The organism is Alkalimonas amylolytica (genome assembly GCF_900107845.1).
GTDB classification, from domain to species: Bacteria; Pseudomonadota; Gammaproteobacteria; order Enterobacterales; family Alteromonadaceae; genus Alkalimonas; species Alkalimonas amylolytica.
The window spans coordinates 1-26,832 of the sequence record NZ_FNRM01000014.1 but is presented as its reverse complement, the minus strand read 5'-3'; the positions used below and the strand labels follow the sequence as shown (position 1 = coordinate 26,832).

Sequence of the window (26,832 nt, the reverse complement as noted above, 5' to 3'; positions counted from 1 at the left end):
TCTGACCAGGCTATAGCCTGGCTCCGACTTTGTGGCTCCAACTGAGCACCACGCTTTACCGGCTTTCCGGGCCAAGCTCTGTGATGCTGAAACGGCTTGGCACTACATCAAGCACAACAAAAGCAGCGCTGCTGTTGTCTTTCATGCCATCCAGATACTGCCAGTAGCCCTGGGTCTTCTCATCCTGACGAAAGCGCAGGGTAAAGCCTAAACCTTCGCCCTGATGAAAGTAACTGACTACTTCGCTTGCCCCTTTGTTATCCACCAGGTCAAAACCAATCAGATCTTTCAATCGGCTGTTGCGGCTAAACACACCGGAAACAACCACAGGTTCCGCAATGTTCAGATACTCCTGGCCAATGGTGGCTGATTTAGCCGGGTGCGGCGTGAAGCGATGTTCTGTTACATGGTAGCGATCACCCCCCTGAATAAAGCTGATACGGACATCCTTGATATGATAGCCATGAGGGTTGTTTATTTTGCGGGCTTCCCGCACATCGATAATGGTAACCCCACCATAGCCCAAGGCTTCAATTTCCTGTCGCTGTGGGTAGTACACCAAAGCGGCATCTTCATCAATACCATAGCCTACCGGGAATTGTTCTTTGTGTTGCTGTACCGCTACCAACAAGCGGCCGAAGCGCGATTTACGGTCAAAGTGCTGATCAATGATGCCATCTTTGAAAAAACCAAGCCCCTGACGCACGATCAAAGGGCCAACTTCCTGATCCTGCATGCCGTCGTACCGGTCACGTGGTGGTGCTGTTAGAGCATGCCAGGAGTCACCACCGGCAATCATCACTTCGCTCATCATAGCAGCACCGGCACTGGTGCCGGCCACCACGCCACCTCGCTGATACAAATCCCTCACCGCCGTTAAGACCGGGGTCGGCTTATTATCCGGCAATAAGGTGCGGGTAATGTTGGTTTGATCGCCACCTAAAAACCAGACGGCGGTGTATTGCGCTAATGATTGGGCCAACTGCTCATCATGGCCACCGAGTGCCCATTCACTTTCATCCACATCCGGCGTACTGCGATCATTGTTGACAGCAATCGGCAGCAAGGTGACCTGATCTTTGGTCAGGCCATAATGCACCATGTCGTCACGAAATTGCTCAAAATAACGCACTGGCTGACCACTGGCAGCAGGGATCACCGCTATCCGGGCCTGAATAGGCCCGCCGGCCAGCTCAATAAAACGCTGGTAAACAGCGGCATTTGAGGTGCTAAGCGAGCCACCAACCATCACCAGGGCGCCTTTTTCGTTGCTTCGAGGCTCTGGATCTTTTTTAGAACATCCGGCCACTGCCAGGCAGGCAGCCAGTATCAGGATTGAATACTTCACGTTTTTTGCTCCATTGTTATCTTTATGATTTAGCTACCCTGTTGCTTTTATTAGTGGGTATCGGCCTTTAGCCAGTCAAAATCTTAGCAAAAAAAACGGTGCACTTGCAGAAAAATCACGGTGCTCTTTTTGTGCGGATCTGATCAATACCCTTGCAAAGTGCTTTCGCACCAACCAGGCTGCGTCGACTAAAGCGGTACATCAAATCAGCGTCTACCGTCAGAAACTGCTGTTTTTGTACAGCTTCCAAGCTGGAAAACTGCTGCCATTGTCCAGTGGCTATAGGTCGAGCTCCTGTGGTTGGCTGAATGATTAACTCTGGATTGGCCAGTAGCAACTGTTCAGGCCCAAGCTGCGGATAATCATTGCGATTAACGGCAAAAGGGTTGTCCGCGCCACAGAGATCCAGCATCTGCTGGGGCCAGGCTTTATTCGCAATGGTTGACAGTGGCTGCTGCGACATGGCAAAAAACACCCGCACTGGCGCTTGCTGCTGATAACGACTACGAAGTGCAGCCAGCTCTTTCTCATAACGCTGGGCCAGTGCTTCTGCTTGCTGCAGATGGCCGGTTAAAGCTCCCAATTGTCGAAGCTCTTTCGCAACGTCCTCCAGCTGCAAAGGATCAGAATACACCACCGTGACACCCAGTTGTTGTAAGCGCAGCAGATCAGCCTGCGGATTGCCGGTACGCCAGGCAATCACCAGATCAGGCTTAAGTGCCAGTACGGCTTCCAATTGGATGTGCGCATAATTGGCGACACTGGGCAGAGCTTTGGCCGCTTCAGGGTAATCACTGAAATCACTCACTGCCACCAGTTGCTCACCTGCACCAATATCAAACAGCAGCTCGGTAATATGTGGCGCCAGTGCGATAATCCGCTCTGGCTTGGCCAGGACAGGTGTTGCCAGACCGATGGTCAGTAAGACCAATAAGAGCCGCATCACCAATCTACGCCCTGCTGCGCTCGAATGCCGGCATCAAATGCATGCTTGACCACCTGGATATCACTGACCGTATCGGCCATATCCAGCAAGCGCCGATGGCAGTTGCGGCCTGTTACCACCACATGCTGGCCTGCGGGACGCTGGCGAATGGAGGCCAGCACGTCGTCCAGATCCAGATAATGATAACTGAGCATATAGGTCAATTCATCCAGTAACACCAAGTCGATACGCTCATCGGCCAAAAATGCCTTCGCTTGCTGCCAAACACTTTGTGCAGCTGCCATATCTGCGGCTTTATCCTGCGTATCCCAAGTAAAGCCGGTAGCCATCACCACAAAGGGTACCCCATGTTGCTGCAACAAATTACGTTCACCACAGGCCCAGTCCCCTTTGATAAACTGCACTACCGCAGCTTTGTAACCATGGCCGACTGCGCGGGTAACGGTGCCAAAACCAGCGGTGGACTTGCCTTTGCCATTGCCGGTCAGCACCAACAACAAACCTTTATCGTCGGTTGCTTTGGCTACCGCCTGATCGACTTGTTCTTTTAATTGCTGCTGGCGTTGTTGATGGCGCTTTGCCTTGTAATCTTCCGTCATGATTTATCCAGGTTGTTGTCGTCTAAGTAACAGCAGAAAAAACACACTGCCGAGCATCGAAGTAATCACACCGAGCGGAATTTCCTGTTGCATCAGCAAACTACGGGCGAAATTATCCACCCAGATTAGAAAAATGCCTCCGACCAAGGCCGATCCTAGCAACAAAGGTAGCATGGTTACGCCAAACCATTGGCGAACCAGGTGCGGGATCATCAAGCCAACAAAGGCGATACCACCACACTGTGCCACGATAAAAGCCGTCACTGCCGAAGTACAAAGCAAAAACAGCAAACGGATCCGGTCTACAGATACCCCAAGCGTACGGGCACTTTCGTCATGCAACAGCATGGCATCCAACTGGCGACGAAACGCCAACGCCAGCAGTAGCAAAGCCAGCACGGCTGGGGCGACGATGGCCACGCCCTGCCAATCGCTGCGGCTTAAGCTACCCATCAGCCAAAAAATCACCCGGTTCGCTGCAAAAGGCTCCGCGAAGTACAAAATAAAACTACTGATGGCACTTAGCATAAAGGACACCGCCACCCCAGCCAGAAGCATCACCTGCAGCTGCTGCCAGCCATGACGAATACACACCAGTACCACTAAAAATACCGCCAGACTGGCGCCAGCAAAAGCCGACAACGCAAGCGGCAGTTGCTGCTCGGGAAAAACAATCATGGCTAAACTGGCACCAAGGCCTGCCCCGGCAGTCAGTCCAAATAAATAGGGGTCGGCCAGCGGGTTGCGACTCATGTTTTGCAGCAAAGCGCCACAGATCGCCAGCCCGGCTCCGGCAAAAAATGCCATAGCAATGCGTGGCAAGCGAATTTGCCATACAATTGCGTCAAAAGTTGGGTCCGCTGCAGTCCCGCTCAGCAGCTGCCAAAGTTGGCCATAGGAAATAGCAGCACTGCCCAGACGAATGCTCATTAACAGGGTTATGATCAGCAGCATCAACGCCAGCAACCAGCGCCAGGGGCTTTGCTTAGTCATGGCCATCTCCCCGCAGCTTCGGGTAAAAGTGAATAACCGGTCGAGCTAACTCGTCGTGTGCTAACAGCAAGCAAGGCTGCTGAAATACCCGCGTTAATCGCTTCGGTGTTAACACCTGCTCAGCAGGGCCAAAGGCTTGTACCCTGCCCTGATCCAGCAACAGAATATCGTCGCAATAACTGGCCGCCAGGTTCAAATCATGCAGACAGCAGACAATGGTCAAATTGAGCTGTCTTATCAATTGCAGAATTTGGTGCTGGTAATGCACATCCAAATGATTGGTGGGCTCGTCCAGTAGCAGCACCTTGGCGTTTTGCACCAGTGCCCGGGCAATAAAAGCTCGTTGTAGCTCACCACCTGACAGCTCAGCTAGCTTTTTGCTTCGAAGCGCCAGTAGACCGGTCTTTTCCAACGCCAGTTGCAACTGATGATGATCCTGACTGGTGGTTGGATCAAACCAACGCTTGTGGGGCACCAGCCCGAGCATCACCATTTGCTCAGTGGTTAAGTTAAACACCGGCACAGGGCTTTGCATCACCACCGCCATCTGACGTGCCAGCTCGGCCCGGCGATAGGTGTTGATCACTTTGTTATGAAACAGCACCTGACCTTGGCTCGCCTGGATCTCACCATACAATAACCGCAATAAGGAGCTCTTGCCGGCACCATTGGGTCCAACAATACCAAGCGTTCTGCCTGTTGTAACGCTGCAGCTCACCTGTTCGAGCACGGTACGCTGCCCCAGCTGCAAGGATACATTGTGCAATTGCAACACTGCCGCCACAGTAGGATCCATGATTGAGTTAAGTTGACGGATTGTAACAGAAAACAGTTGAAACAGGGTGTCGTTTTCAGAAACGAAAAAACCAGCCGAAGCTGGTTTTGTTATAAAAAACGCGGTTCATTAATTCAATACAGACAACAGCGTTTCATCCAAGCCTTCAGTGCTTAGAATTTGCACAATAGCCTGGCAATGATCGACAGTGAAATCATTGTCTTCAATCTGTTCATTGAGCATGGCACGTCGACGCATCACGATACCCGACAACATGGCTGAATCAAAATCATTCGATGCCTCGATTCGGGTTTGTAGTTTTTCCAACCAGGGGTAAAGCTGTGCTTCAGCCTGATAAGCCGATTGCCGTACGGCTGGGTGGAAATCCTGACAAGCATTTAAATTCAGCAAATAAAAATTAAGGTACCCTGCTACTGTAAGCAACCGGTAATCCTTCGTCGAGGCTTCGACCTGCCAGCTTGCTGCAGCCATTGCTCCGAACACCATCGCTATCAACCATCTTTTCATCGTACGTCATCCCTTGCTTATTGCTGTAGATTCAATCTAAACAGAAATCCGCACTTTTTCAATGTTGCCGGCTAAATAACCATATTTTTTATAACTCAAGCCGTGATTTAGATCATCCCAAGGCAAAATATCGTAAATTTTTCAATACAGTACATTTAACAATGTTGCCGCCACTTTATTGCCTTATTCTTACCTTTCACTATTATTTTCCTTGATGCGCTATTTTTAGTGACATTAATTTATTCATTAAATTTATAACAACAAACAACGATAACAATTCGGAGGAATCATGCGTTATAAGTACAGTGGTGTCTTTATGGCATTAGCGGCTTTAGCCGCTATACCAAGCAGTGTTCTGGCCCAGGAAAGCGTTCAGGCTGCTGATGTTGAGCGTATTCAGGTAACCGGTAGCCGCATCCGGCAATCTGAGCTCGAAGGGCAAAATCCAGTCCAAGTACTGGATCGTGATTACATTGATCGTTCCGGTATGAGCTCTATCGGTGACTTGCTGCAGTCCATCACCGCATCCGGCTCAGCCTTGAATACCCGCTTTAACTCCAGCGGTAACTTTGGCTTTCCACCCGATGGTGGTGGCGTTGGCGCTGGAGCCACCACCGTTGATTTAAGGCACCTGGGTACCCAACGGGTACTGGTATTGGTGGATGGACTACGCTGGGTCAATGAAAGCTCTGCTTCCGGTGTCGGTGGTGTCGTGGATTTGAATACCATTCCAATGGCCATCGTAGAGCGCATTGAAGTGCTGGAAGATGGTGCCTCCTCGATTTATGGTTCTGATGCCATTGCCGGAGTGGTCAATATCATTACCAAACAAGCACAGACCGGAGCAACCTTAAATGCCCGCTATGGTCAATTTACCAAAGGCGATGGTGATCAAAGTCAGGTTGAGCTGAGCTTTGGTGGCGAGTCGGACCGTCACAGCTTCTTTATTTCTGCCAGCTATTATGATCAAAAAACCGTGGCCTCCAATAGCCGCGAGCAGTCGAGTCTGCCAGTTCCCGGCACCGGCAGCGCTCTTGGCAGTGCCGCCATTCCGGCAGGTCTTATCAATTTTATCGATCCGAATACTGGCCAACAGCAAACCTTGTTTCCAAATGCTAGCAACCCAGTCTACAACCCGGCACTCACTGGCTGCGAACGCAGTGATGACTTTCGTTGTTTCAGCAACGACAGGCGCTTTAATTACGCCAACTACAACCTGCTACAAACCCCCAATAAGCGCGCATCCTTATTTGCCCAACAACAATACCGCTTAACCGACAGCACTCAGTGGTATCTGCGGGGATTGTACAACCAGCGTAAAAGCACCAACCAGGCTGCAGCCGAGCCATTCTTTATTGGTACTGCCGTTCCGACCAATTTCTGGGCCGATAATCTGACCATTGCAGCCGACAATCCTTATAACCCTTTTGGCTTTGACTTGGTTGCCGGTGGAGATAACCCTAACTTACTGATGCTGGCTTACCGACCATTAGAAGGTGGCCCACGCCGCTTTGAACAAACGGTGGACACTTTTTATATTGCCAGTGGATTTAGCGGCAACTTTAGCCATGGCGATCGCTGGTTTAATTGGGACATGAATGCCGCATACAGCACAAACCGCGCCGAGCAACTGAACTTTGGCAGCTACAACGCCAGACGACTGGCAACGGGCTTAGGCCCTTTAGCCACCTGTCAGGCGGAAGCTGGCTGTGTGCCGCTGAACCTGTTTGGTGCTAACAGCCTGACGCCTGAAATGCTGGCTTATATCCAGCCCGTTGTCAGGGATAACAGCGAAAACACGCTGAATCTGTTCTCTGCCAACCTGACTGGCGATCTGCTCTCTTTGCCAGCCGGTGAGCTGGCCTTTGCCACTGGCTGGGAGTACCGTAAATACCGTGGCAGCTATCGCCCCGATGGTCTGACCGTCGCTGGTGAATACAACGGTGTAGTGTCCTCGCCGACAGCAGGCAGCTACGATGTGAATGAAGTCTATGCAGAGTTCAGCATTCCGCTGCTACGCGATGTCGCGCTGGCAGAACAACTGGATTTGAGTGTGGCCAGCCGCTTCTCAGATTACTCCACGTTTGGTAGTGAGATCACCAGCAAAGCCGGCTTGCGCTGGCAAGTTTCCCGCGAGTTGTTGCTGCGAGGCAGTTGGGCTGAGGGCTTCCGTGCTCCTAATATTGGTGAGCTATTTGGCTCCGCCAGTGGTTTTGATGCGGTATTAAATGATCCCTGCTCCGAACCCAGTGATGCCAGCACGCAAGCCAACTGTAGCGCCCTCGGTGTACCAGCCAGCTATGTGCAACCCAACCCACAAATTGGTGTGATCACCGGCGGCAATCGGGAGCTGGAACCCGAAACATCGACCAGTCATAACCTCGGTTTTGTTTACAGCCCTGAGTTTGCCAGCCAAACCAGTTGGTCCGAGCGGATGGATTTTAGTGTCAGTTGGTATCAACATAAGTTAAAAGGTGCTATTCAGGCACTGGATGCTCAAACCCAGCTCAACCTGTGCGTACAAACATTGAGTGATGATTTCTGTGGTGGTATCCAGCGCAACGCTCTGGGGGCCATCGATAACTTCAGCAATGCACTGACCAATATCGGTCGCATCGATACCTCCGGCGTTGACTTTGATATCAGTTGGTTACAGCCGGCCACCGACATTGGTCAACTCAGTGTCAACTGGCGCACCACCATGATGAATTATCACCGGGTGTTTGATGCCAACAATGAACGCCAGCCAAGAACCGTTGGCGTAGAAGTGAACAACAGCGGTATCCCACGCTTTAGCAGCAATCTGAACCTTGCTTTTGGCAACGACAGTGTGCAAGCCAGCTGGACCATGCGTTATCTCAGTGAGCTGACAGAAAGCTGCGGCAGTGCCGCCAGCTTTGCTATCTGTCAGAATACCCCTGAAACCGGCCAAAACCGTCTGGGCTCAGTGGTGTATCATGATGTGCAGTTAAGCTGGCAAACCGACGCCATGCTGAATGGCGTGCAAATCGTTGTTGGTTTAAATAACCTCTTCAGCAAAGAGCCACCAATTTGTCTGTCTTGCACCTTAAATGGCTATGATCCATCGAACTACGAGATGCCAGGCAGCCGCTTCTGGTACTTGCAAACCCGTCTGCAGTTCTAAGCTTTATCAACCCAGGGGGCCATAGGCCCCCTTTTTAAAGCCGGTCAAACACCGAGCCCATATCCGGGCTAAACACTTTGTGGTACAACTTAATCGCATAACTGTCGGTCATACCGGATACGTAATCACAAATCACCCGCTCTTTGTATTCAGACTGCTGGTAGCGCTTTAGCACCGCAGGGGGCAATAAGCGTTCCGGATTATCCCTGAGCACCGCAAAGAGTTTCAGTACTAACTGCTGCCCTTTGTACTCCAGAGTCTGCACTTCTGGCCGGCGGATCACATGCTTGTAAACAAAGTCTTTTAGAATCTGCAATGTGGTTTGCGCTTCTGCTGATAGTTGCACCTGCAAGTCCAGCAAAGGTGTGGCAAACCGTTGCTGCGCTGCAATGGTTATTTCTGGCAAAAAATAACGGATTAACTTACTGATGGCATGTTTACGTTCGGTGCTCGACTCTGAGAACAGCTTACGGTTGTAGAAATCCAACGCGCGGGAAATCACATCATCGCCACTGAGTTTGCTAAGCACATCGTCCTGCCAGGCACGCTCAGTCACCAACCGAAGCGCCAGCACATCTTCTAAGTCATGCACGCCATAGGAGATATCATCAGCCAACTCCATAATGGCGGTATCAAAGCCTTTAAAAGCAGCTTTGCGTTTATCTCCCTGTTGCTGCGTGCTACGAAATAACTGGATATCTTCGTCAGGCAAACCAGATAGGATCCATGCCAGCACAGCTTCATCCTCATCATGGATGCACTTGGGTGGTTTATAGCTGTCAATATTACTGGTCGTTTCCGCCAACTCTATCGGATAGTTAGCGACTTCCCGGTGCAACACCGGGTATTTAAGTACGCCCAGCATGGTTCGCCGGGTTAGATCCAGCCCATGGTGCGGTGAGTACTCACCTAGATGCGCCATAATACGCAATGTCTGACCATTGCCTTCAAAGCCCCCCTGCGACTGCATGTAATAATTCAGTGCGACTTCACCGCCATGGCCAAAAGGTGGATGACCAATATCGTGCGCCAGACAAATTGCTTCAATCTGGCTCATACTGGGCAGCCACTTAAGATAATCCGTGTTGGCAGCATAACGTTCACGCAGCTGTTCACAAATACCGGAACCTATTTGTGCCACTTCCAGCGAGTGCGTTAGGCGGGTTCGGTAAAAATCGTGCTCGCCCACGCCGAGCACCTGGGTTTTTGCTTGCAAACGTCGAAAAGACTCGCAATGAATAATACGGGCTCGATCACGCTGCGCTGCGCTGTCACTGGCACCGGAGTGAAATTGACTGAGCTCATTGCCATCCGGCTGACTTCGCCTGGCTGTCCACATAATGTCGTCCATCCTGTTTTTTAAGCCATTTCCAGCCTGACACAGGCAACCAACTTTGGCAACTGCCGCTATTGCAACGGAAAGCTACCATCAGCCGGATTTATGCGGCCAGCTACCGCTTGCGATGATAGGCTTTATGCAGTTAATTTGTTAACCTTGCTAACAAACAACCACAATTGGAGTCCACCATTTTATGAAGTATGCCGTCCCTCTGCTTACTGCCGCACTGTTAACTGCTTGCGGTGGTGGCCAATCCGTCTCGACGGAACACCATCAGCAAGCGCGCAGCCACAACCTTACCTACCCAGACACAGCTCGTGGCACTGTGGTTGATAACTATTTTGGCCGGCAAATTGCCGACCCGTACCGCTGGCTGGAAGATGATCGCAGCAGCGAAACCGAAGCCTGGGTCAAAGCTCAAAATGAACTGACCTTCTCGTATTTGGAGCAGATCCCCTATCGCAGCACTATCCGGCAACGCTTGCAGGACTCCTGGAATTTCGAGCGGCTGGGTGCTCCTTTTAAAGAAGGTGATTACACCTATTTTTACCGCAACGATGGCTTGCAAAACCAGTTTGTGCTGTACCGGCAAAAAGATGGCGGCGAACCGGAAGTGTTTCTCGACCCCAACACCTTCAGTGCCGATGGCACCACCTCGATGGCGACCATTCGCTTCTCACGCGATGGTAGCCTGGCAGCCTACGCCATCTCCGAAGGTGGCAGCGACTGGCGCAAAATCATTGTCATTGATACCAAAACCGGCGAACAAATCGGTGATGTGCTGGTCGATATCAAGTTCAGTGGCATCAGTTGGTTCGGCAATGAAGGCTTCTATTACTCCAGTTACGACAAGCCGGATGGCAGCGAGCTATCGGCCATGACCGATCAGCACAAGCTGTATTACCACAAGCTCGGCACACCGCAATCGGAAGACCAGGTGATTTTCGGCGCTGCAGACGGTGAGCAGCACCGCTATGTCGGCGCCACCGTCACTGAGGACGACCGTTACCTGTTGGTCTCAGCCGCGGTATCAACCTCAGGCAATAAACTGTTTATCAAAGATCTAACCAAGCCGGATGCCGGTTTTACCACCATCGTGGATACCACCGCAAACGATGTCAACTTCCTGACATCCAAAGAGGATCAACTGTTTCTGGTCACCAACCGCGATGCACCCAATCGTCGGGTGGTTGTGGCCAATGCCGCCAAACCACAGCCAGAACACTGGCAGGAGCTGATCCCTCAAACGGAGCATGTGCTGCGTGCCAGTACCGGTGCCGGTTATATTTTTGCCAATTACATTGTCGATGCAGTGGCGAAGGTGAAGCAATTTGATTACAACGGCAAACTGGTTCGCCAAATCGATTTGCCAGGGGTAGGCAGTGCCGGTGGTTTTGGTGGTAAAACCGATGCCGACACCCTGTATTTTAGTTTTACCAACTACATCAGCCCGGGCAGTATTTATCAACTGGATCCGCACAGTGGTGAAACCGAGTTGTACAACCGGCCGGAAACCGGTTTTGATCCGGCCAACTACACCTCGGAGCAAGTGTTCTATACCTCCAAAGATGGTACTCGCATTCCGATGATCATCAGCTACCGCAATGATATCAAGCGTGATGGCAGCAACCCGACCATTTTGTATGGTTACGGAGGCTTTAATGTCAGCCTGACACCATCGTTCAGCGTCTCCAATGCGGTATGGATGGATATGGGCGGCATTTATGCCGTAGCCAACATCCGTGGTGGTGGTGAGTACGGCAAAGATTGGCACGATGCCGGCCGTCAGATGAACCGTCAAAATGTATTTGATGACTTCATAGCTGCCGCTGAGTACCTGATTGACAGCAACTACACCAGTGCAGAAAAGCTGGCCATTCGTGGTGGCTCCAACGGTGGCTTGCTGGTCGCGGCAGCCTCTACCCAGCGCCCTGAGCTGTTCCAGGTCGCCATCCCGGCTGTTGGGGTACTGGATATGCTGCGTTACCACACCTTCACCGCTGGTGCTGGCTGGGCCTACGATTACGGCACCGCTGATCAGAGTAAGGAAATGTTCGAGTACCTGCTTGGCTACTCGCCGGTACACAATGTACGTGAAGGCGTGAATCATCCGGCAACCATGGTAACCACCGCCGATCACGATGATCGGGTAGTGCCAGCACACTCGTTCAAATACGTGGCAGAACTGCAAGCCAAAGATGGTGGCAAGCATCCGCAACTTATCCGCATAGACGTAAGAGCAGGCCACGGTGCAGGTATGCCGGTATCGATGATCATTGATCAGGCGGCCGATGTGTTCTCTTTTATTCTGTACAACATGGGCTATGACGAACTGCCCAGGCAGTAACAGCTGACCCAGCTACAAGAAAATGGCGCCTGAAGGCGCCGTTTTTTTAGGTCAGCAGCAGCTGCCCCTGCAAATACGTCCGTGCCTGACCGGATAACTGTACCCGCTGCCCTTGCAGCGCACAGCGCACTTCACCACCCCGCTTAGAGAGCTGCCTTGCTAACAATTGCTGTTTTTGTAATCGTTCAGCCCAGTACGGTGCTAGTTGACAATGGGCTGAGCCGGTCACCGGATCCTCGTTCACGCCAAGCTTTGGCACAAAAAAACGGCTGACAAAATCCACACCATCGGTGCCTGGTGCTGTCACGATCACACCCCGTTTTTCCAGACGGGCTAATAAAGCAAAATCTGGAGTCAGGGCTGAAATAGCAGTCGCATCCGGATACACGACCAGATAATCTTCAGCAACCAGCACCTGTTCGGGCGTAGCCCCAAGCGCCTCTGCCAGAAGGGGTGGCTCATCGCTTATTTGTGGCATGCTGGATGGAAAATCCATCCGCAACCAGTCACCATCCTTTTGCACTCTCAGCTCACCACTTCGGGTGTGAAATAATATCTGTTCATTTGTATAGCCAAGGTGGGCAAATAGCACATGGGCACTGGCTAAGGTGGCATGGCCGCATAAATCCACTTCTGCCAGCGGGGTAAACCATCGCAGCTGATAGCCATCGGCTACGGGCACAAAGAAGGCGGTTTCCGATAAGTTATTTTCTGCTGCTATCTGTTGCAGCAAAACATCGTCCGCCCAGTATTCGAGTGGACAGACAGCAGCCGGATTACCTGTAAAAAGTCCGGCTGCAAAAGCATCGACGATAAATTGTGGTTGCATCTGATGTCCTGATTTGTGTTGAGTGAGGCTACCATACGAAGCCTGACGCAACAGCGCAAGCTCGGATCGCCAGCATGCCGGCAAAGGCAGTTTAACTGCGTTTGCAGTGGATCTACGACTGGCTTTACGGCATGCTAGCGGCCGTGAACAATCAGGATACCGGAACACCTGCATGCTGTACTTATGGGCCATTACCCTACTCTGGGCTTTTTCTTTTTCGCTGATTGGCGTTTACCTGGCCGGTCAGGTCGATGCTTATTTTGCCGTGCTAAGCCGGGTCGTGCTAGCCGCGGTGGTGTTTTTGCCCTGGTTGCTGCGGCATAAAGTCGCCCCAAAAATTGCCGCTCAACTGATGGGCATAGGTGCCATACAGCTCGGGCTAATGTATTTGTTCTACTATCAGTCGTTCTTGCTGTTGTCGGTACCTGAAGTGCTGATTTTCACCATTTTCACCCCGGTGTACATCACCCTGTTGCATGATCTGCTGGAGGGCCGCTTTCACCGCCGCTATTTATTCAGTGCATTGCTGGCCATAGCGGGTGCCGCCGTGATGCGCTGGAACAGCCTGAATGAAGACTTCTGGTTGGGCTTTTTGGTAGTGCAAGGAGCCAACCTCTGCTTTGCCAGCGGCCAGGTGCTGTACAAGTACCGGCTGGCGCACTGGCCTGCTGCAACACAACCAGCGCAACATGCCATTTTTGGTTGGTTTTATGTCGGTGCCCTGTTGATAGCCCTGCCGGCCTGGCTGCTGCTCGGTGCCCCTCAGTACCCTACCACAGAGCTGCAATGGGGCATCTTGCTCTGGCTGGGGGTGGTGGCATCAGGCCTTGGCTATTACCTGTGGAACCTGGGTGCAACCAAGGTCAACAGTGGCCAATTAGCCACCATGAACAACGCCCTGATCCCGGCAGGCCTCTTAGTCAATCTCGTGCTCTGGAACCGGGATACCGATTTGCTGCGCCTTTTGGTGGGAGCCAGTATAATGCTGTTTGCGCTCTGGTTGGTAAGCAGGAAGTAGCCTTACGATAGATCACAGTCCCTCACTAACACAGTCTGCTTTTTTGCGGAGCTAAACCTTGGCAAATGAGTCATTTGTCAGCATCTTTTTTGTCGATTTTTTTCTTCTGAGAGCGACCAAAAGCTATACCGATAGCTATTCCGACACCGATACCAACCGCTAAATTGCCAATGGCCAAACCAACCCCCGAACCAATTGCCAGCCCAATCCCCAAGCCAAAGGCCATGGGCTTTTTCACAGCCTCGTTTTTTTGCCATCCACGCATGCGTTTCCTCCCTCAAAGCAAACAACATTCAACCCGTATAATTTCATGCCTCAGAGTAGCACTCAACTTGTTGTGAACTCAACCAACGAGGCCACATGGGACTTTTCTTTGGGGTGAAAGTGATCACATACTCGTGGCTGCCTGGCGTCACCCTTACAACGAACCAGCGGCCGAAACATTATTTAACAGCAGCTCTGGTAAAGGCACGTAAAAGGATTTAGTGTATTTGTATGTTAAGGCCTTGTTCAGCCCTTGTCTTCAATGTCCGTTGACAACCGCTTCATCAGCCATAGAAACCCGGAGCAGATATGGGTTCCACGCTATACAGCAAATATTGGCCCCTTGCAGTCACGGCTCTGTTTGGATCTTTGTTGCCCCTGAGCGTTCAGCCGCAAGAACCGGTTCTCCCTTACCAAAACTGGACCGATGTAGTGCGCAGCAAGCCCTATGCCGAAAGCCAGGGTGTCTATGAGAATGTGATGAACGTCAGGCGCTGGATCCTGACCCGGTCGGGTCACTGCACTGAGCGCAATCGTCATCTCCTGTTTGATATGCGCGGTAACTTCCTGGAGTTTATTGAAGACGCAGCAGACTCAATGCAAACCCAGTTATTACTGAATCAAACCCGTCAGGGCATGGCACAACAAGGGCGGGTTCATGCCTGGGTGGAAGGCAACAGCCAGACCCTTGGCTACCCTTTTGCCATTCGCTGTCATCAACCCTCCGTTGATCTGCCGCTGGCTATAGCGCGCTATTTAGGGGAGCACCCGGACGGACGTCTGTCTGGCAACTGGGACGGCATCTCAGTCGGTAGTCCTAAACATCAAGCATCCCTGCATGACGCTCTGCGTCTAGTCTATGCCCGCAGGGCTCAGCAGAAGCGCATCAGCCTGCCAGACGACCTACTAGCGGATTTAGCTGGCATGTTGATTATTGAAAGTGGTGGTGTGCGCGAAGCTCACTCGAAAGCCAATGCCAGAGGCATCCTGCAGCTAACACCGCAGGCATTGAAAGATTGCGGAATACCGCACAATAGACAACTGCACCGTATTGCTCAGGTAGATTGCGCACTTTGGTTGTTTGAACGAAATCACCGCATGCTCCGGCCGGTGTTTCTGACGCGCTTTTCACATCTGCCTGATGAGAAGCAGGAACACATTTATCGGCTGTTACTGATCCAGGCTTATCATGGCGGTCCTGGCCGTGTACGATCACTGCTGATAGATGAAGAGCTCAGCAAGCCCGCAGCCTATTTTGCCGAACACCACCACGACTTTAGTGCCGGCGATATTGCCTTTGGCATGGTGTTCCATAACCTTGGCCGCAATCGCCTTGGCTTCGCCTCACTCTATTACACTGCCGATATTCGGATTGCACTACAGCTACTGGAGTCCAAACAGAGTCATTAAGGTGCTGCTATTAAACGTATTGGTTCGCTCTTATAGCCAAGTAGAAAACTGGCAGTTTGGATGCTGTAATCCGCGGCCGCTCATACCGACCTCTGATTCGGCTGGCACAGAATTTGGAACACCCTTGCGGAACGAAATTAAGCAATTTGTTATGCGTTACTTCCCGCTGCATAGATCCAACACTCTGCTCCAGACTTTAGGTTAGCCGCAACACGCACATAATCTTCAACTTCATAGTCATCCGCCTTTGCAAGCTCTAAATCAGTGATTTCGAAGACGGTACCGTCCACTGCATCCATAGAGTTACCAGTAAAGCGCAAAATTGGATGAATGGCCTTACCGCTCTCCCGGATGACGCGCTCATCAGTAATTTCGATTTCACCGACCACGTAGCACTCTAACGTGTCTTTGTTGCCCGTTAATGCACGACCGAAATTGGCGATCTGTACTTCCTCTTGCTGTAATGTTCCGTATGAAAATAATAGTGGCATTGTTACTCCAATCTTTGAACGCACTTAAGCGCGTAACGCCCACCACACGCGAGCAACTTGTTGCGAGTCGAGCGCCCAATGGGCGCGCTTTTGATGGCGATTGTTATGCGCAGCTAAACCCAAAACTGCCACCATTTTTTATTCGCCCTTTTTAGACGCTGTGTTGCAACGTAATTTGCAATATTTTGATTTACATCGCTTTGGTTTTCGAACTGTTCCGTATTTTTAGCTTCGTTTTTTTGGTCTAAGTATGCTCTTTGTGCCTTATGGTAATCACGAAACCAATACAACGGAGCCATATTAACAAAGGCAACAGGAATGATTAAGGTTTTGTATAGAACTTCAAAGTAAATGAGAACTACACAAATAAGCAGTGTCAGCACGAATATTACTGCGTAGTCCCTGTGATAATTTTTCGGTTTTTCAGGCTCGCTAATCATGGATTACCTTTAAGCAAAACGCATTGCTAATGGGCTGCCGCAGCGTAGCTTAGGCAGTCCCGTGGAGACCATGCTTTTTGTGGCCGGAACGGAATTAAGCAACTTGTTAGACTGTAGCTACACTGCACACTCATACGACAAAAGGTGTCCGATATAAAAGCAGACAAACAACAGATGCTCTTGAACCTATTCGAGTTTCGCTTTATGTAACATGGCTGCTCCTATCGCGACAAACGCAGCTCCAATACCAAAGAAGCCATAGAAAACAGACTCCTGGGCGATGACAACACCCACAAACCCGGCGATGAGAAAAATACCGCCAGCGGACATAAGTGTATAACCGCTAAGTTTCTTATTCTGAACAATTGACATATCTTGATGACTCCATTTTTTGTCTAACGCCCAAAGTAGCTGTGCGGCAGGCGTCAGACGCCTTTGCTTGTTAGAGTTTTACTCAACAGCTTCATATAACACGCCCAAGAAGGACTTGTTACCTACAACAGTATATTCACTTGTTTCACGCTCACTTCCTAACCCTCCGAGCCAAAAATATACTCTGTCGCCCTCTTTCATTTTTGATTTATAGCGAGTGGCATACCACGTGTCAGATTTGCCTATTTCTACGATTTTATCATCGCGGAGATCGTATCTGTCTACAACAGACTGAAATATCCAATAATTCAAAATAAGTCTCCTTTAACTCGACTTATGTGTAACGCCCCGCACATGGGCGACGAGCCGCACAGCGGGTTGGCGTCCCGGGGAGCGCAGGGAGCGAGTGCTGCGGTTTGTTATTTGCCATTATTTGCGATCTGCCGGATGGTTTACACCATCGTTAGTCGGTACATTTGGTATTTTCAATGGGTTAACTCCCTCAAGGCAAGCAACATTAAAGCCATACTGTGTTGGATTTGACCTGCGTTGATGGTGAGTATAAATACCACAGTTACTACAAAAATAATGCTTAGCTGTCTTTGTATTGAACTGATAAAGCTTTAAAAAGCTCTCACCTTTTAGAATTTTTATACCTGATAAAGGAATTGAAGCCGCTATTGCTCCACGCCTCCGGCAAAGCGAACAATCACAGCGCCGTAATTCAACCAAACCATCAGGCAAATCAAGCTCAAACTCAACAGAACCACAGTGACAGGTGGCTTTATGTTTAGCTTTGATTGGAACGCCATCAACTTCTTTCAAATTTAATGCCATACTTTGTTCCTTGCGAGCACATAACGCCTTGCTCACCGGAAAATTGCGAGCCCAGTGAGTAATTTTTCCGCGTGCTGTAACTTGTTAGCAGCCCACACCAAATTTGCGCAGCTTGCCGCCATGTAATGTTGAGCAACAACACCGTAATTAAATTAAAAAAGCCATCTAATTACAATATAAGCAAGCTCATTAAATCTCATTCTTTATTATAAGAACTGCAAAATAATTGATGCCGTAAAAATTGCTGCTCCTGACCAGAACAAGAAGTTGTTATCTCTAAATCTACCTAAGGCGACAATCAATAAGCCCATACTACCAGCTAGATATAGATAATCATGACTCCAAAAGAGAAAATACGCCAAAAATAAAATAGCCACGAAAACCCAGAAATATACAGAAAATTTAACGTCTTTTTTCATTGTGAAACTGTTCCCTTGTTAATGAAGCTGCTAACGCCGCAAGCAAAGGCGCGCGTTAGCGCGTCCAACCCGCAGGGCGATTTTGCCTTGCCTTGTTAAATGTTTGACTAGCACTTTGCTGCCACCATTGCGCCATTATCTTTGTCTATGTATTCCTCTAGCCAATTCTTGGGGTCACCAAGATAGCTGTATTGGAGAGACGGATATGACTTTTTATATTTATCTGTGAGTGGATTTTTAAACCACACATTTACTTCTGGCATAGGCCACTTGCTTGATATTTCTACCATCTTGTTGCCTGCTGCGATTTCGGCATCCAGGATTTCCCTCAGCGGGCCTTGAAGCCTTGGAAGGATTTCTTTTAAATCGTACTCGTAGATCATAGGCATTTAACGCCCGCCACAAACGCGAGCAACTTGTTGCGAGTCCAGCGGCTGAAAGCCGCGATGCTTTAGGCGTTTGTTAGGGAATATGTTACTACGCATGCTTAACAAAACTCGTACGCCACAGCAAATATGCTGACCCTAAACAAAACCCGAAAAACAATGTTTGAAGCTGCAATGACCAAGCATCCGAAATAACGCCTAGCGAGTAATAGGCGATAGAGTTAACTAGGACATTACTAAACATAATTGTTAGCGTAAGCAAAATCCCTTGCAACCGATACTTGAGTAGTAAAAAAACAGCTAGTAAATCCAAAACGCCTAACGCGGACCAGTAAATATTGAGCCATAACGGCGCAAATTTGTATGGCAGTAAACCAAAATAAACATTATCGAAAATGTGTGTAGCACCACCAACAATTAAACATGCGCACCAAATACCAAGGATAATTTTTACCACAGGTCTAACTTCCATATTCCCTAACGCAAAGCACACGGGTGACAGACCGCACAGCGGGTTGGCATCCCAGCGACCAACGGGAGCGAGTGATGCGTATTGTTATGTTTTTTTGAGCAATACATCCACGTCCTCTATTGCTTCTTTTAAATTTGCACCTGTGATTTTTCGATAAAGCCTAAGGCTTTTAATCTATGGCCTTCATCTAGCGCCTTACGCACTTCAGGAGGGACAAAAGTGGGGTCATTTAACTCAATACCAGAAAGCTTAATGAGTGCACCTAATGTGATCTCCAAGTAACGAATTCTTTTTTGATACTGCACAAATTGCCATAACAGCAGAAATAAACCTACAACCATCAGTACTGGGGCAAAAAAATCAAAAAATATAGACAAGCCGTCCTTCAATGCTGTGTAAAAAGATTCTAAATAAACAGCCAAATCGTCTATTCCTTAAAATACATAACGCCGCATTCACCGGCTTGTCCGGTGCAATGCCTTGTTCAGCTTATTCTGCACCTGCATTGACAAGCGCAATTCTTGCCTATAGCCTACGACACACACACACACACACAAATACAGGACCTGCTCAGATGGCCGGAAAAACATGTCCAAAATGCGGCAAACAAACTTTTTTTAAGACCCCTACTGGAAGGGAATGTACTCAATGCGGCTGCACGATGAGCCTCCCTGCTAATGGTGGTCGAGGAGGTCGCGGTTCACGATGCGCCAACTGCGACAAGCTGCAGGTATTTGGCGGAAAATGCAGGAACTGTGGTGCAACTTACTCATAGCCAGTTACTTTCCATCTGTCCACATTCAGCTGAACGCTCAAAGCAGCTGCGCCTGCTGTTTGGCGTCGGCTGCCTTTGCTTGTTATATTGTTTGCTCACTGTACAAAAACACCTTTTGCACGTTGTTAAAATATACTTCATTTACATCAAAGTTATTAATAAAAGGGTCGTCACTTCCCATTTTCTTATATAAGTAAACCATCTTGCAGATGGTTGCAGCGGCTAACTTGGAAATCGAGTCATAGAAAACCGAAGGGACATCTTTTTCATACCCATACCTCGTAGATACAAAGAAATTCCTGTTCTTTTCTAGAGTTTGGATATCACGTTCATTGAACAAATACTCCACGTACTTAGAGTCTACAAGGTTTAGAAGCTCAATTAAATCATGTGATTTTTTTCCGCCCAAGCTTTTTATATGCTTGTTAGGCTTGTAATTTTCGTTAATTTTTCCTTCGTTACCAGAAACCTCTGAGTTAAAACTTTTCAAAATAATTTCAATCGCGAGACAGCTTAAACTCGCTTGTATGTATCCTTTGTTTGAAACTCCATGATGTGCAACTTCATAGTAATCCCACGCAGTTTCAATCATATATTCCCGAAAATCAGGCTTCTCAAGTTCCTCAGAAATTTTTGGGCAAAATTCAAGCATATTGAAAAGTACTCTTGACTGATTAAACCAATATAACGCACCGCGCATGCGCGCGAACTTGTGAGCGTCGCAGGGGCCGTAGGCCCCGAATGGCGCGGTTTGTTATGCTCTCTTTGCATGGTTAAAAACTAACACCGGATGACAAAATTTAAAATCACCCAGTTTTGTCATTGAATATATTCTTTGCGAACAACATTTGATAATTTAGGCATCAAGCTTTGCTGTAATGGAGTATTAGTCACGTACATTAAAACCACACCGTCATCAATATAATTATATATATCCATATCAAAGAAATCGTTGGCGCCACCATGATTGATTATTCTTCGCGTACCAGCCTGATTCGCCCTAACCATCCAGCCATACCCATAAAATACTCCCGACGTCACCTCAACATACGGCGAATACAGTTTATCTTTTGAAGCTTCAGACAAAATCGAGTTGTTTGCAAGAGCCAAGTACCAAAGGTGGAGATCATTTAGAGTGGACAGTAAGCCACCGTTGCCATGCAGAGACCACCAAGGTCCATCTTTTGCCCAAGATTGCTCAACAGGCGTTCCCCACCGGTCGCTTATTCCAAAAACAGAACCGACACCAGCCAGCAATCGATGATGACGATAACGAGAGTCTCTTTGGTAACCAACAATGAAGTCTTGCTCACTCCATGAAGGAATTCGATAGCCTGTATCCTTCATACCTGCAGGTAAAAATAGATGTTCATGCAAAAAAGCCTCATAGCTTTGATTACTCGATTTCTCAATAACAAGAGCTAGCAAGCTGTAACCAATGTTTGAGTAATTAAAGGCTTCACCAGGCCTTGAACGAAGTCGCGAGTTAAGGGCATGCTGCTCAAGCTGTTGACGGGTTGCTGGTGTGTAATCGCTTTTGTAGTTTGCTTTTAAGCCTGCAGTATGAGTTAAAAGTTGATGCAGTGTAATACCTTGTTTTTCAGCAGGCACATTATGAAAGAACTGCTCAAGGGTATCATTCACTGACAGTGCACCTTGCTCTTCGAGCTTTAGAATGGCTGCTGCAGTAAACTGCTTCGTCATAGATAAGATATCGACAACAGTATCAGCAGTAAAAGGCCGTTTATCTTCCTTGTCGGCATACCCAATGCCTTGCTCAAACAACTTCGCTTGACCTTTAGCTACAAGGACCATACCAGAAAAACCAGAAGCCTTAGCTTCTTCATACCAGTCAATGAAAGGCTGGCGGGTGTCAACGTTTGATGGTGTGCTTGCAATCATTCGATCACTTTCGCGCTCATCAATCTTGCTTTTAGCTATAGAACACGAAGCAATTAGTGTTAGTGATAGCAGACCGATCACAATTCTCAATGCTGACTCCTTTTGCATAACGCTTTAGATAATAGGCGCCACACCGGCGTAAAAAAACACCCTTACTTCAGGATGCACCACAAAACCAGAAAGCGCCTTTTCATCGCCTTGTTGGACTGCCGCACTCCGCCCTGTGGAATACTAGCGATGCGCCAGAACTGCCAAGCCTTTTCGTTACGTTCATTTAAACGATTTTATTACCCTGTCGCAACCATTTTTTCTTTTCATCGCTATCATGGGCCTGTTTTACGCCCACACCTGTGCCCTCCAGCCCATAGAGCAAGAGTTGTCCCATCTTGTTAGTGCGTCATTTTTTGACGCTCAACTATAGGCTGTAGAGCGCATCCACACAGAGCACAGCGCGCTGGCTCACCAAAACGCCGAATAAAACTCAGCCAATCCAACGTAGCTGGCTCGCTAACCGGCGACTGCCCCAACTGCTCCCGCGCCTGATCCAGTGACGCCTGGCTACTTCCATGGTAAAGCCCATAGTAACGCAACATCGGCTTGCCCGGTGCTGGCAGGTGCAGCAACAGGCGGCGGATAAACTCATCCACTGCGCAGCTGGTGATTTCACGTTGCTGAGTCCGGTGATCACGATAACGAAATCGCACCCGACCATCATTCACACTCAGCAACTGGCTGTTACGAAAGGCACCGCCACTGACATAGCGTGCAAGGTATTTGGCAACACCACGTCCATGCTCGTACGGCTTGCAACAATGCACCACCCAGCTCATCCGGCCCAGTCGATTGCAAAGGTTCTGCCAGTGTTGCACACCCTGGACGTCGGGTAAGCGCAGTTGCCCTGCGGACAAGGCCTGCCGAAGTCGCGCCAATAACTTGCCCCGTACCAGTTGCGCCATCACCCGCGCTGGCAGAAAGCGGTCTCGCTTGGGCTTACGCCAGCGACCAGCCTCATCCAGGCCACCACCTGCTATCAGGCAATGCAGGTGCGGATGCAGATCCAGTTTACGGCCCCAACTGTGTAGAGCCAGCAGGAAGGCTGGTTTGGCACCAAGATAGACAGGATCTGCCACCAACTGCTTCACCGTTGTGCTCACCGAAGCAAATAACGCATCCTGAAACCAGCCCCGGTTGAATTGCCATCACGGGTTCAGTTGATGCGGCAAGGTGAAAATCCAGTGATGATGCACGCTATCAAGTAACATACTCTCTCGGGAAACAAGCCAACGCTCACGGCTTAGCGCCTGGCATTGCGGGCAGGCTCTGTGGTGGCAACTGTTGTAATACACGCCCTGCAAGTGCCCGGCTTCGCAGTACTGGGCATGGCTGCCCATCCGCGCCGTACGGCACTGCATCAGGCTTCGCACTGCCTTATGTTGGTGTAGCGTCATGCCGTGTTGCTGCCGGTAGCCATCAAGATGCTCCTGCAGCAGGCGCTGAATGCTCCATCTGCTCATGGAGATAAGCGTAGATAAGCACTGTTGATTTATCCAGTTCTATAATTAAAAAGATGAAGGACGGGAGGGCTTCTCCGGGCTCCGCCCGGCAGGTCCAACGCCCAAAGCAACCGCGCTGCTGTTTGGCGTCGATTGCCTTTGCTTGTTAGTGTTTGTCCAGCTTTTGCATCAGTACTAAAAGCTCATTTAAAACCAATTCTGGTTCATCAAACTGCACATAATGACCACTTTTTTCAGTCAACACAGATTTACCCTGTGGGAAAGCACTAGCCCACCCCTGCCATAGCTCACCCCACATTTGTCTGCCCTGATCCGTGAAAAACAAATTGGCCGGGCTATCTACTTTTCTTACAGAGGCAATCACCGTTACGGGCATATCTTTGATTTGTGGATAATCAGGTAGCGGCCTTTTACTCCAGAAATCCAGATATTGGTTCGACATACCATCGGCCATGTCATCCAGTTTGATCTGAGCAATTTCTCGATTACCTTTTTCTAAATCAATAGCACGCACTATATCAACATCATGTTCGGAGGACGGGTCTAACATTAACAGTGCTTTTATTTGTTTTGGGTAAGCTGCGGCGAACTCTCTCGCAACGCTGCCACCATATGAATGAGCAACTAAAATGACCGGCTGGTTAACATCTAATGCAACTAAAAGCTCGCTGGCGTATTCTGCATAATCACGCGATGTAAAATGCCTCTTAATCGCTGTGGAGTTGCCATTTCCAACTCTAGAATAACGAATAACCGTGACATGCTCGGCAATTTGGTTAAAAACTGGCTCCCAGTCAGACATGCCTGCACTACCACCAGCCTCCAAAAGAACTATATGCTTACCGTTACCTGCAACTTCATACTCAAGTTCAAATTCATTGACATTGATAAGTGCCGGTTGAGCTGAAACAGTAAAAGATAATGCAATACCAATAAACGCGATTAACTTCAAAATTACTCCTTAAAACACTAACGCCCCGCGCATGCGCGCGAACTTGTGAGCGTCGCAGGGGCCGTAGGCCCCGAATGACGCGGTTTGTTATGTTTGTGGTTGTTTATAAGCATAATATTTGAACAACACAGCCTGAATTAAAGCAAAGAATCCGTATATTGCCGCAACCTCAATCACCCCAAAAACCAAATAAATTAGGGCAGTAAATAGAACTGCGGCAGCAATATAGAAAAAGTAACTTCCACTACTGTACTTACAAATTAACCAGTGGACAGGAAAACCAATTAACAGCCAGCCAATAAGTGAAAATAAAAAATACACGCTAATAAACAACATGGCAAACATACCGAACCCAGCAAGACTATCGAAATCAGGTGGAAGGAGAATTTCGTAGATTGCATACAACAGCACTAAAAAAGCAGACATAAATACGCTTTTAAAAACTGCTGTGTCCCATCTTCCTAGACTCATCGGTTAATCTCAGAAAACATAACGCAAAGCACACGGGCGACGAACCGCGCAGCGGGTTGACGTCCCAGCGACCAACGGGAGCGAGTGATGCGTTTTGTTAGGGCGGTGTCTGCTCATCATCACTTGGCGGATCTCCTGATTCTTGTTTGCGTTTAACCTGCTCTTGCTTAATACGTTGTAACTTTTTTATTTCCGCTGGCGGTATCGGAAATAGTGAAATCAAGGGAAATAACGCCAATATAAGGTAAGCGCCAGCAGGCATTCTATTAGCCCAACGAACAAGCTTTGCCAACCCCCACAACAATAAAACAAAGACCACACCGGCAATAGAGTAAAGTAAAAGATACTCCAAGCCACCGAATTGAATACCGAAATCCATTTTCTTAACCCGTTAATTTAATGTGATAAGTTAATTGGGTGTTGAACTCGCAATATCAAGTAGCCTGTTCTTACCCATAAAAAGTAGACACTCGGTTATGCGCATTTGCGCTCAAACTCAGCCGGGCTGACATAGCCTATCGCTGAGTGCCTACGGACACGGTTATAAAATATCTCTATGTACTCGAAGATACCTGACTTAGCACGCTCAATCGAGTCGTAATTCTCGGCATAAATCAGTTCTACTTTTAGCCGACTGAAGAAGGCCTCCATCGCTGCATTGTCCCAACAATTTCCTTGTCGGCTCATACTCGGTACACAACCCGCATTCATCAATGCATCCTGATAAGCCGTCGAGCGGTATTGCACACCTCGGTCTGAATGCACTATCAAGCCTGGTTTCGGCTGCCTTCGGGCCAAGGCCATCTTCAAAGCCTGCGTTATCAACCGCTCAGTCATGCTTGTATCCAGCGACCAACCTACTATCGCTCTGGAGTATAAATCCATTACTGTTGCCAGATATAACCATCGGTCTTTTAGCCAGATGTAGGTGATATCTGTGGTCCAGCGCTGGTTAGGTTTCTTGGCTTCAAATCGTCTTCTAAGCAGATTATCCGCCACATTTGTCATCGCTTCGGTGCGTGGGCTGTAGCGAAACGCTTTGCCGTTACGTGCCCGTATACCTCTGGCTTTAAGGATTGTTGCCACTGTATTCTGGCAGCATTTCACCCCTAAAGCATTCAGCTCTTTGACCAATCGTGGCGCACCATAGCGCGCTTTGTAGCAGGCAAAGCTATCCAGCACCTGCTGCTCTAACTTCTCGTGCTTTAGACTGCTTTGGCTGGGTTTACGGCCTCGCCAGCGGTAAAAACCGGAGGCGGATACCTCCAACACCCGGCACATCAGCCGGACCGTATACTGCCCTACATACTCGCTGATCAGGGCGTACTTTACTCTTGCTGCTTGGCAAAGTACGCAGCTGCCTTCTTTAGAAATTCATTTTCCTTTTTCAGCGTATCCAGCTCGCGTTTCAACTGTCGGACTTTTTCGCTTTCATCCTTGGAATAATCCACCCCGTTCAGACTGTTAAACTGCTTATCTGACAAGCGGTTAAACTGCGCTCGCCAGTTGTAAATCTGATTGGGATGTATGCCCAGTTCCTGGGCAACAGACGTTGCTGTTTTATCGGGTAAATCAGACAGTCTTACGGCTTCTCGGCGAAACTCTTCGGAGTACGCTTGGGTTTTATGTCTGGCCATCTTGCACCTCAGTGTCAGGTACCATACCTAACTATAGAAGGTGTCTACTGATCATGGGTAACTCGGCCGGCTAACGCTCCGCGCATGCGCGCGAACGTGTGAGCGTCGCAGGGGCCGAAGACCCCGAATGCCGCGGCTTGTTATAACTGATTGCGCTCATGTTTCTTCCAGACTAAGTCTTTACTACCTTCTTTTTTGACACACTGCATAACGCTATCAGCCTGCTTCATGATAGCTCCTGCAGAATATTCAACGTCTGCGTAATAACAAAACTTGGTATGATCAACTGGCTTTTTTTCAGTAACTTCAGTTGCAGTCTCTGCGTTAACGCTTGTTACTACAAGTACTGATACAATGCCAAATAATAATCCTTTCATTATTCTATCTCCTTACTTATGTTTGATGTTTAAACTAATGCCTGATGAAGTTATAACGCCCGCCACAAACGCGAGCAACTCGTTGCGAGTCGAGCGCCCAACGGGCGCGTTTTTGATGGCGATTGTTAGCGCATCTGAACTCGAATACATACTAAGTAAACAAAGCCTCAAGCTGTGCTTTTTGTTCAGGGCTAAGCTCATTTAACGTCTTCAATGCATCTTTAAGTGCTGCTTTGGCATCTTCTG

At 49.0% G+C, this 26,832-nt stretch carries 30 protein-coding genes and 1 pseudogene; 4 read left to right on the top strand and 27 right to left on the bottom strand.

Features of this window, described 5'->3' with window-relative positions; all coding sequences use genetic code 11:
* Positions 1 to 55 precede the first annotated feature (55 nt).
* The 6 genes from BLW37_RS17735 to BLW37_RS17710 form a co-directional block, all read right to left on the bottom strand.
* Complete coding sequence (locus BLW37_RS17735) at positions 56 to 1,348, bottom strand: cyanophycinase (RefSeq protein WP_091345309.1); 1,293 nt, start codon at positions 1,346 to 1,348, stop codon at positions 56 to 58.
* 115 nt (positions 1,349 to 1,463) lie between these two features.
* Positions 1,464 to 2,291, bottom strand: coding sequence for a cobalamin-binding protein (locus tag BLW37_RS17730; protein ID WP_091345307.1), 828 nt, complete (start codon positions 2,289 to 2,291; stop codon positions 1,464 to 1,466).
* Positions 2,291 to 2,893 carry a cob(I)yrinic acid a,c-diamide adenosyltransferase gene (gene cobO, locus BLW37_RS17725; RefSeq protein ID WP_091345305.1) on the bottom strand — a complete coding sequence of 201 codons (603 nt, stop codon included), beginning with the start codon at positions 2,891 to 2,893 and terminating at the stop codon, positions 2,291 to 2,293. Before cobO ends, BLW37_RS17730 begins: the two co-directional genes overlap by 1 nt.
* A gap of 3 nt (positions 2,894 to 2,896) precedes the next feature.
* Positions 2,897 to 3,886, bottom strand: coding sequence for a FecCD family ABC transporter permease (locus BLW37_RS17720; protein WP_091345363.1), 990 nt, complete (start codon positions 3,884 to 3,886; stop codon positions 2,897 to 2,899).
* Complete coding sequence (locus BLW37_RS17715; RefSeq protein ID WP_171907675.1) at positions 3,879 to 4,670, bottom strand: ABC transporter ATP-binding protein; 792 nt, start codon at positions 4,668 to 4,670, stop codon at positions 3,879 to 3,881. The genes BLW37_RS17720 and BLW37_RS17715 overlap by 8 nt, the downstream gene beginning before the upstream one ends.
* Positions 4,671 to 4,790: 120 nt before the next feature.
* On the bottom strand, positions 4,791 to 5,189 hold the full coding sequence (locus BLW37_RS17710) for a hypothetical protein (protein WP_091345301.1): 399 nt from the start codon (positions 5,187 to 5,189) through the stop codon (positions 4,791 to 4,793).
* Positions 5,190 to 5,478: 289 nt separating this feature from the next.
* On the opposite strand from BLW37_RS17710, the gene BLW37_RS18975 reads away from it, so the two are divergent.
* Positions 5,479 to 8,334 carry a TonB-dependent receptor plug domain-containing protein gene (locus BLW37_RS18975; RefSeq protein ID WP_091345299.1) on the top strand — a complete coding sequence of 952 codons (2,856 nt, stop codon included), beginning with the start codon at positions 5,479 to 5,481 and terminating at the stop codon, positions 8,332 to 8,334.
* A 34-nt stretch (positions 8,335 to 8,368) separates the two neighbouring features.
* On the opposite strand, the gene BLW37_RS17700 is transcribed toward BLW37_RS18975, so the two are convergent.
* Positions 8,369 to 9,685, bottom strand: a complete 1,317-nt coding sequence (locus tag BLW37_RS17700) for an anti-phage deoxyguanosine triphosphatase (RefSeq protein WP_425426637.1) — start codon at positions 9,683 to 9,685, stop codon at positions 8,369 to 8,371.
* A 181-nt stretch (positions 9,686 to 9,866) separates the two neighbouring features.
* On the opposite strand from BLW37_RS17700, the gene BLW37_RS17695 reads away from it, so the two are divergent.
* Positions 9,867 to 12,020, top strand: coding sequence for a prolyl oligopeptidase family serine peptidase (locus tag BLW37_RS17695; protein ID WP_091345295.1), 2,154 nt, complete (start codon positions 9,867 to 9,869; stop codon positions 12,018 to 12,020).
* Positions 12,021 to 12,066: 46 nt separating this feature from the next.
* Here BLW37_RS17695 and BLW37_RS17690 read toward each other — a convergent pair whose 3' ends face one another.
* Positions 12,067 to 12,849, bottom strand: a complete 783-nt coding sequence (locus tag BLW37_RS17690; protein ID WP_091345293.1) for a PhzF family phenazine biosynthesis protein — start codon at positions 12,847 to 12,849, stop codon at positions 12,067 to 12,069.
* Between the two features lie 172 nt (positions 12,850 to 13,021).
* Here BLW37_RS17690 and BLW37_RS17685 point away from each other — a divergent pair, with 172 nt between their 5' ends.
* Complete coding sequence (locus BLW37_RS17685; protein ID WP_091345291.1) at positions 13,022 to 13,867, top strand: EamA family transporter; 846 nt, start codon at positions 13,022 to 13,024, stop codon at positions 13,865 to 13,867.
* Between the two features lie 70 nt (positions 13,868 to 13,937).
* Here BLW37_RS17685 and BLW37_RS17680 read toward each other — a convergent pair whose 3' ends face one another.
* Positions 13,938 to 14,132 (bottom strand): glycine zipper domain-containing protein, encoded by a 195-nt coding sequence (locus BLW37_RS17680; RefSeq protein ID WP_091345289.1) that lies wholly within the window; start codon positions 14,130 to 14,132, stop codon positions 13,938 to 13,940.
* 308 nt (positions 14,133 to 14,440) lie between these two features.
* On the opposite strand from BLW37_RS17680, the gene BLW37_RS17675 reads away from it, so the two are divergent.
* On the top strand, positions 14,441 to 15,541 hold the full coding sequence (locus BLW37_RS17675) for a transglycosylase SLT domain-containing protein (RefSeq protein WP_091345288.1): 1,101 nt from the start codon (positions 14,441 to 14,443) through the stop codon (positions 15,539 to 15,541).
* A 149-nt stretch (positions 15,542 to 15,690) separates the two neighbouring features.
* On the opposite strand, the gene BLW37_RS17670 is transcribed toward BLW37_RS17675, so the two are convergent.
* The 18 genes and pseudogenes from BLW37_RS17670 to BLW37_RS17580 all read right to left on the bottom strand — a co-directional run bounded on the left by BLW37_RS17670 (position 15,691) and on the right by BLW37_RS17580 (position 26,586).
* Positions 15,691 to 16,032, bottom strand: a complete 342-nt coding sequence (locus BLW37_RS17670) for a gamma-glutamylcyclotransferase family protein (protein WP_091345286.1) — start codon at positions 16,030 to 16,032, stop codon at positions 15,691 to 15,693.
* Positions 16,033 to 16,145: 113 nt separating this feature from the next.
* Positions 16,146 to 16,472 (bottom strand): hypothetical protein, encoded by a 327-nt coding sequence (locus tag BLW37_RS17665; RefSeq protein WP_091345285.1) that lies wholly within the window; start codon positions 16,470 to 16,472, stop codon positions 16,146 to 16,148.
* Between the two features lie 186 nt (positions 16,473 to 16,658).
* The gene (locus BLW37_RS17660; RefSeq protein ID WP_091345283.1) at positions 16,659 to 16,844 is read right to left on the bottom strand and encodes a hypothetical protein; all 186 of its coding nucleotides are present in this window, start codon (positions 16,842 to 16,844) and stop codon (positions 16,659 to 16,661) included.
* 78 nt (positions 16,845 to 16,922) lie between these two features.
* Positions 16,923 to 17,156, bottom strand: coding sequence for an EVE domain-containing protein (locus tag BLW37_RS17655; RefSeq protein ID WP_091345281.1), 234 nt, complete (start codon positions 17,154 to 17,156; stop codon positions 16,923 to 16,925).
* Positions 17,157 to 17,273: 117 nt separating this feature from the next.
* On the bottom strand, positions 17,274 to 17,681 hold the full coding sequence (locus BLW37_RS17650; protein WP_091345279.1) for a GFA family protein: 408 nt from the start codon (positions 17,679 to 17,681) through the stop codon (positions 17,274 to 17,276).
* Positions 17,682 to 17,887: 206 nt separating this feature from the next.
* Positions 17,888 to 18,100: a hypothetical protein gene (locus tag BLW37_RS17645; protein ID WP_091345277.1), complete on the bottom strand. Its 213-nt coding sequence runs from the start codon at positions 18,098 to 18,100 to the stop codon at positions 17,888 to 17,890.
* Between the two features lie 107 nt (positions 18,101 to 18,207).
* Positions 18,208 to 18,489, bottom strand: coding sequence for a hypothetical protein (locus BLW37_RS17640; protein ID WP_245785774.1), 282 nt, complete (start codon positions 18,487 to 18,489; stop codon positions 18,208 to 18,210).
* Positions 18,490 to 19,086: 597 nt separating this feature from the next.
* Positions 19,087 to 19,380, bottom strand: a complete 294-nt coding sequence (locus BLW37_RS17630) for a hypothetical protein (RefSeq protein WP_091345274.1) — start codon at positions 19,378 to 19,380, stop codon at positions 19,087 to 19,089.
* Positions 19,381 to 19,815: 435 nt separating this feature from the next.
* The gene (locus BLW37_RS17625; RefSeq protein ID WP_091345272.1) at positions 19,816 to 20,433 is read right to left on the bottom strand and encodes a hypothetical protein; all 618 of its coding nucleotides are present in this window, start codon (positions 20,431 to 20,433) and stop codon (positions 19,816 to 19,818) included.
* A gap of 119 nt (positions 20,434 to 20,552) precedes the next feature.
* The gene (locus tag BLW37_RS17620) at positions 20,553 to 21,716 is read right to left on the bottom strand and encodes a serine hydrolase domain-containing protein (RefSeq protein WP_245785779.1); all 1,164 of its coding nucleotides are present in this window, start codon (positions 21,714 to 21,716) and stop codon (positions 20,553 to 20,555) included.
* 308 nt (positions 21,717 to 22,024) lie between these two features.
* Positions 22,025 to 22,819, bottom strand: a pseudogene (locus tag BLW37_RS17615) (IS91 family transposase); the annotation flags it as partial.
* A gap of 15 nt (positions 22,820 to 22,834) precedes the next feature.
* Positions 22,835 to 23,149: a transposase zinc-binding domain-containing protein gene (locus BLW37_RS17610; protein WP_091345267.1), complete on the bottom strand. Its 315-nt coding sequence runs from the start codon at positions 23,147 to 23,149 to the stop codon at positions 22,835 to 22,837.
* A gap of 145 nt (positions 23,150 to 23,294) precedes the next feature.
* Positions 23,295 to 24,101, bottom strand: a complete 807-nt coding sequence (locus tag BLW37_RS17605; protein WP_091345265.1) for an alpha/beta fold hydrolase — start codon at positions 24,099 to 24,101, stop codon at positions 23,295 to 23,297.
* 87 nt (positions 24,102 to 24,188) lie between these two features.
* A complete protein-coding gene (locus BLW37_RS17600; RefSeq protein ID WP_091345263.1) occupies positions 24,189 to 24,527 on the bottom strand; it encodes a hypothetical protein in 339 nt (112 codons plus the stop codon).
* A 142-nt stretch (positions 24,528 to 24,669) separates the two neighbouring features.
* The gene (locus BLW37_RS17595; protein ID WP_091345261.1) at positions 24,670 to 24,951 is read right to left on the bottom strand and encodes a hypothetical protein; all 282 of its coding nucleotides are present in this window, start codon (positions 24,949 to 24,951) and stop codon (positions 24,670 to 24,672) included.
* A gap of 95 nt (positions 24,952 to 25,046) precedes the next feature.
* The gene (locus tag BLW37_RS17590) at positions 25,047 to 25,889 is read right to left on the bottom strand and encodes an IS3 family transposase (protein WP_245785778.1); all 843 of its coding nucleotides are present in this window, start codon (positions 25,887 to 25,889) and stop codon (positions 25,047 to 25,049) included.
* An 11-nt stretch (positions 25,890 to 25,900) separates the two neighbouring features.
* Positions 25,901 to 26,209, bottom strand: coding sequence for a transposase (locus tag BLW37_RS17585; RefSeq protein ID WP_216351835.1), 309 nt, complete (start codon positions 26,207 to 26,209; stop codon positions 25,901 to 25,903).
* Between the two features lie 140 nt (positions 26,210 to 26,349).
* Positions 26,350 to 26,586, bottom strand: coding sequence for a DUF1496 domain-containing protein (locus BLW37_RS17580; RefSeq protein ID WP_091345257.1), 237 nt, complete (start codon positions 26,584 to 26,586; stop codon positions 26,350 to 26,352).
* Positions 26,587 to 26,832 lie beyond the last annotated feature (246 nt).

Excerpts from the sequence above, each read along its gene's own strand:
- BLW37_RS17610 (WP_091345267.1), bottom strand. The coding sequence starts at position 23,149 with ATGAGCAGATGGAGCATTCAGCGCCTGCTGCAGGAGCATCTTGATGGC.
- BLW37_RS17580 (WP_091345257.1), bottom strand. The coding sequence starts at position 26,586 with ATGAAAGGATTATTATTTGGCATTGTATCAGTACTTGTAGTAACAAGC.
- BLW37_RS17595 (WP_091345261.1), bottom strand. The coding sequence starts at position 24,951 with ATGGATTTCGGTATTCAATTCGGTGGCTTGGAGTATCTTTTACTTTAC.
- BLW37_RS17710 (WP_091345301.1), bottom strand. The coding sequence starts at position 5,189 with ATGAAAAGATGGTTGATAGCGATGGTGTTCGGAGCAATGGCTGCAGCA.
- BLW37_RS18975 (WP_091345299.1), top strand. The coding sequence starts at position 5,479 with ATGCGTTATAAGTACAGTGGTGTCTTTATGGCATTAGCGGCTTTAGCC.
- BLW37_RS17660 (WP_091345283.1), bottom strand. The coding sequence starts at position 16,844 with ATGTCAATTGTTCAGAATAAGAAACTTAGCGGTTATACACTTATGTCC.
- BLW37_RS17675 (WP_091345288.1), top strand. The coding sequence starts at position 14,441 with ATGGGTTCCACGCTATACAGCAAATATTGGCCCCTTGCAGTCACGGCT.
- BLW37_RS17685 (WP_091345291.1), top strand. The coding sequence starts at position 13,022 with ATGCTGTACTTATGGGCCATTACCCTACTCTGGGCTTTTTCTTTTTCG.
- BLW37_RS17720 (WP_091345363.1), bottom strand. The coding sequence starts at position 3,886 with ATGACTAAGCAAAGCCCCTGGCGCTGGTTGCTGGCGTTGATGCTGCTG.
- BLW37_RS17690 (WP_091345293.1), bottom strand. The coding sequence starts at position 12,849 with ATGCAACCACAATTTATCGTCGATGCTTTTGCAGCCGGACTTTTTACA.
- BLW37_RS17730 (WP_091345307.1), bottom strand. The coding sequence starts at position 2,291 with ATGCGGCTCTTATTGGTCTTACTGACCATCGGTCTGGCAACACCTGTC.
- BLW37_RS17650 (WP_091345279.1), bottom strand. The coding sequence starts at position 17,681 with ATGGCATTAAATTTGAAAGAAGTTGATGGCGTTCCAATCAAAGCTAAA.
- cobO (WP_091345305.1), bottom strand. The coding sequence starts at position 2,893 with ATGACGGAAGATTACAAGGCAAAGCGCCATCAACAACGCCAGCAGCAA.
- BLW37_RS17585 (WP_216351835.1), bottom strand. The coding sequence starts at position 26,209 with ATGGCCAGACATAAAACCCAAGCGTACTCCGAAGAGTTTCGCCGAGAA.
- BLW37_RS17665 (WP_091345285.1), bottom strand. The coding sequence starts at position 16,472 with ATGATTAGCGAGCCTGAAAAACCGAAAAATTATCACAGGGACTACGCA.
- BLW37_RS17645 (WP_091345277.1), bottom strand. The coding sequence starts at position 18,100 with ATGAAAAAAGACGTTAAATTTTCTGTATATTTCTGGGTTTTCGTGGCT.
- BLW37_RS17670 (WP_091345286.1), bottom strand. The coding sequence starts at position 16,032 with ATGCCACTATTATTTTCATACGGAACATTACAGCAAGAGGAAGTACAG.
- BLW37_RS17600 (WP_091345263.1), bottom strand. The coding sequence starts at position 24,527 with ATGTCTGCTTTTTTAGTGCTGTTGTATGCAATCTACGAAATTCTCCTT.
- BLW37_RS17680 (WP_091345289.1), bottom strand. The coding sequence starts at position 14,132 with ATGCGTGGATGGCAAAAAAACGAGGCTGTGAAAAAGCCCATGGCCTTT.
- BLW37_RS17640 (WP_245785774.1), bottom strand. The coding sequence starts at position 18,489 with ATGCCTATGATCTACGAGTACGATTTAAAAGAAATCCTTCCAAGGCTT.
- BLW37_RS17700 (WP_425426637.1), bottom strand. The coding sequence starts at position 9,685 with ATGGACGACATTATGTGGACAGCCAGGCGAAGTCAGCCGGATGGCAAT.
- BLW37_RS17695 (WP_091345295.1), top strand. The coding sequence starts at position 9,867 with ATGAAGTATGCCGTCCCTCTGCTTACTGCCGCACTGTTAACTGCTTGC.
- BLW37_RS17625 (WP_091345272.1), bottom strand. The coding sequence starts at position 20,433 with ATGCGCGGTGCGTTATATTGGTTTAATCAGTCAAGAGTACTTTTCAAT.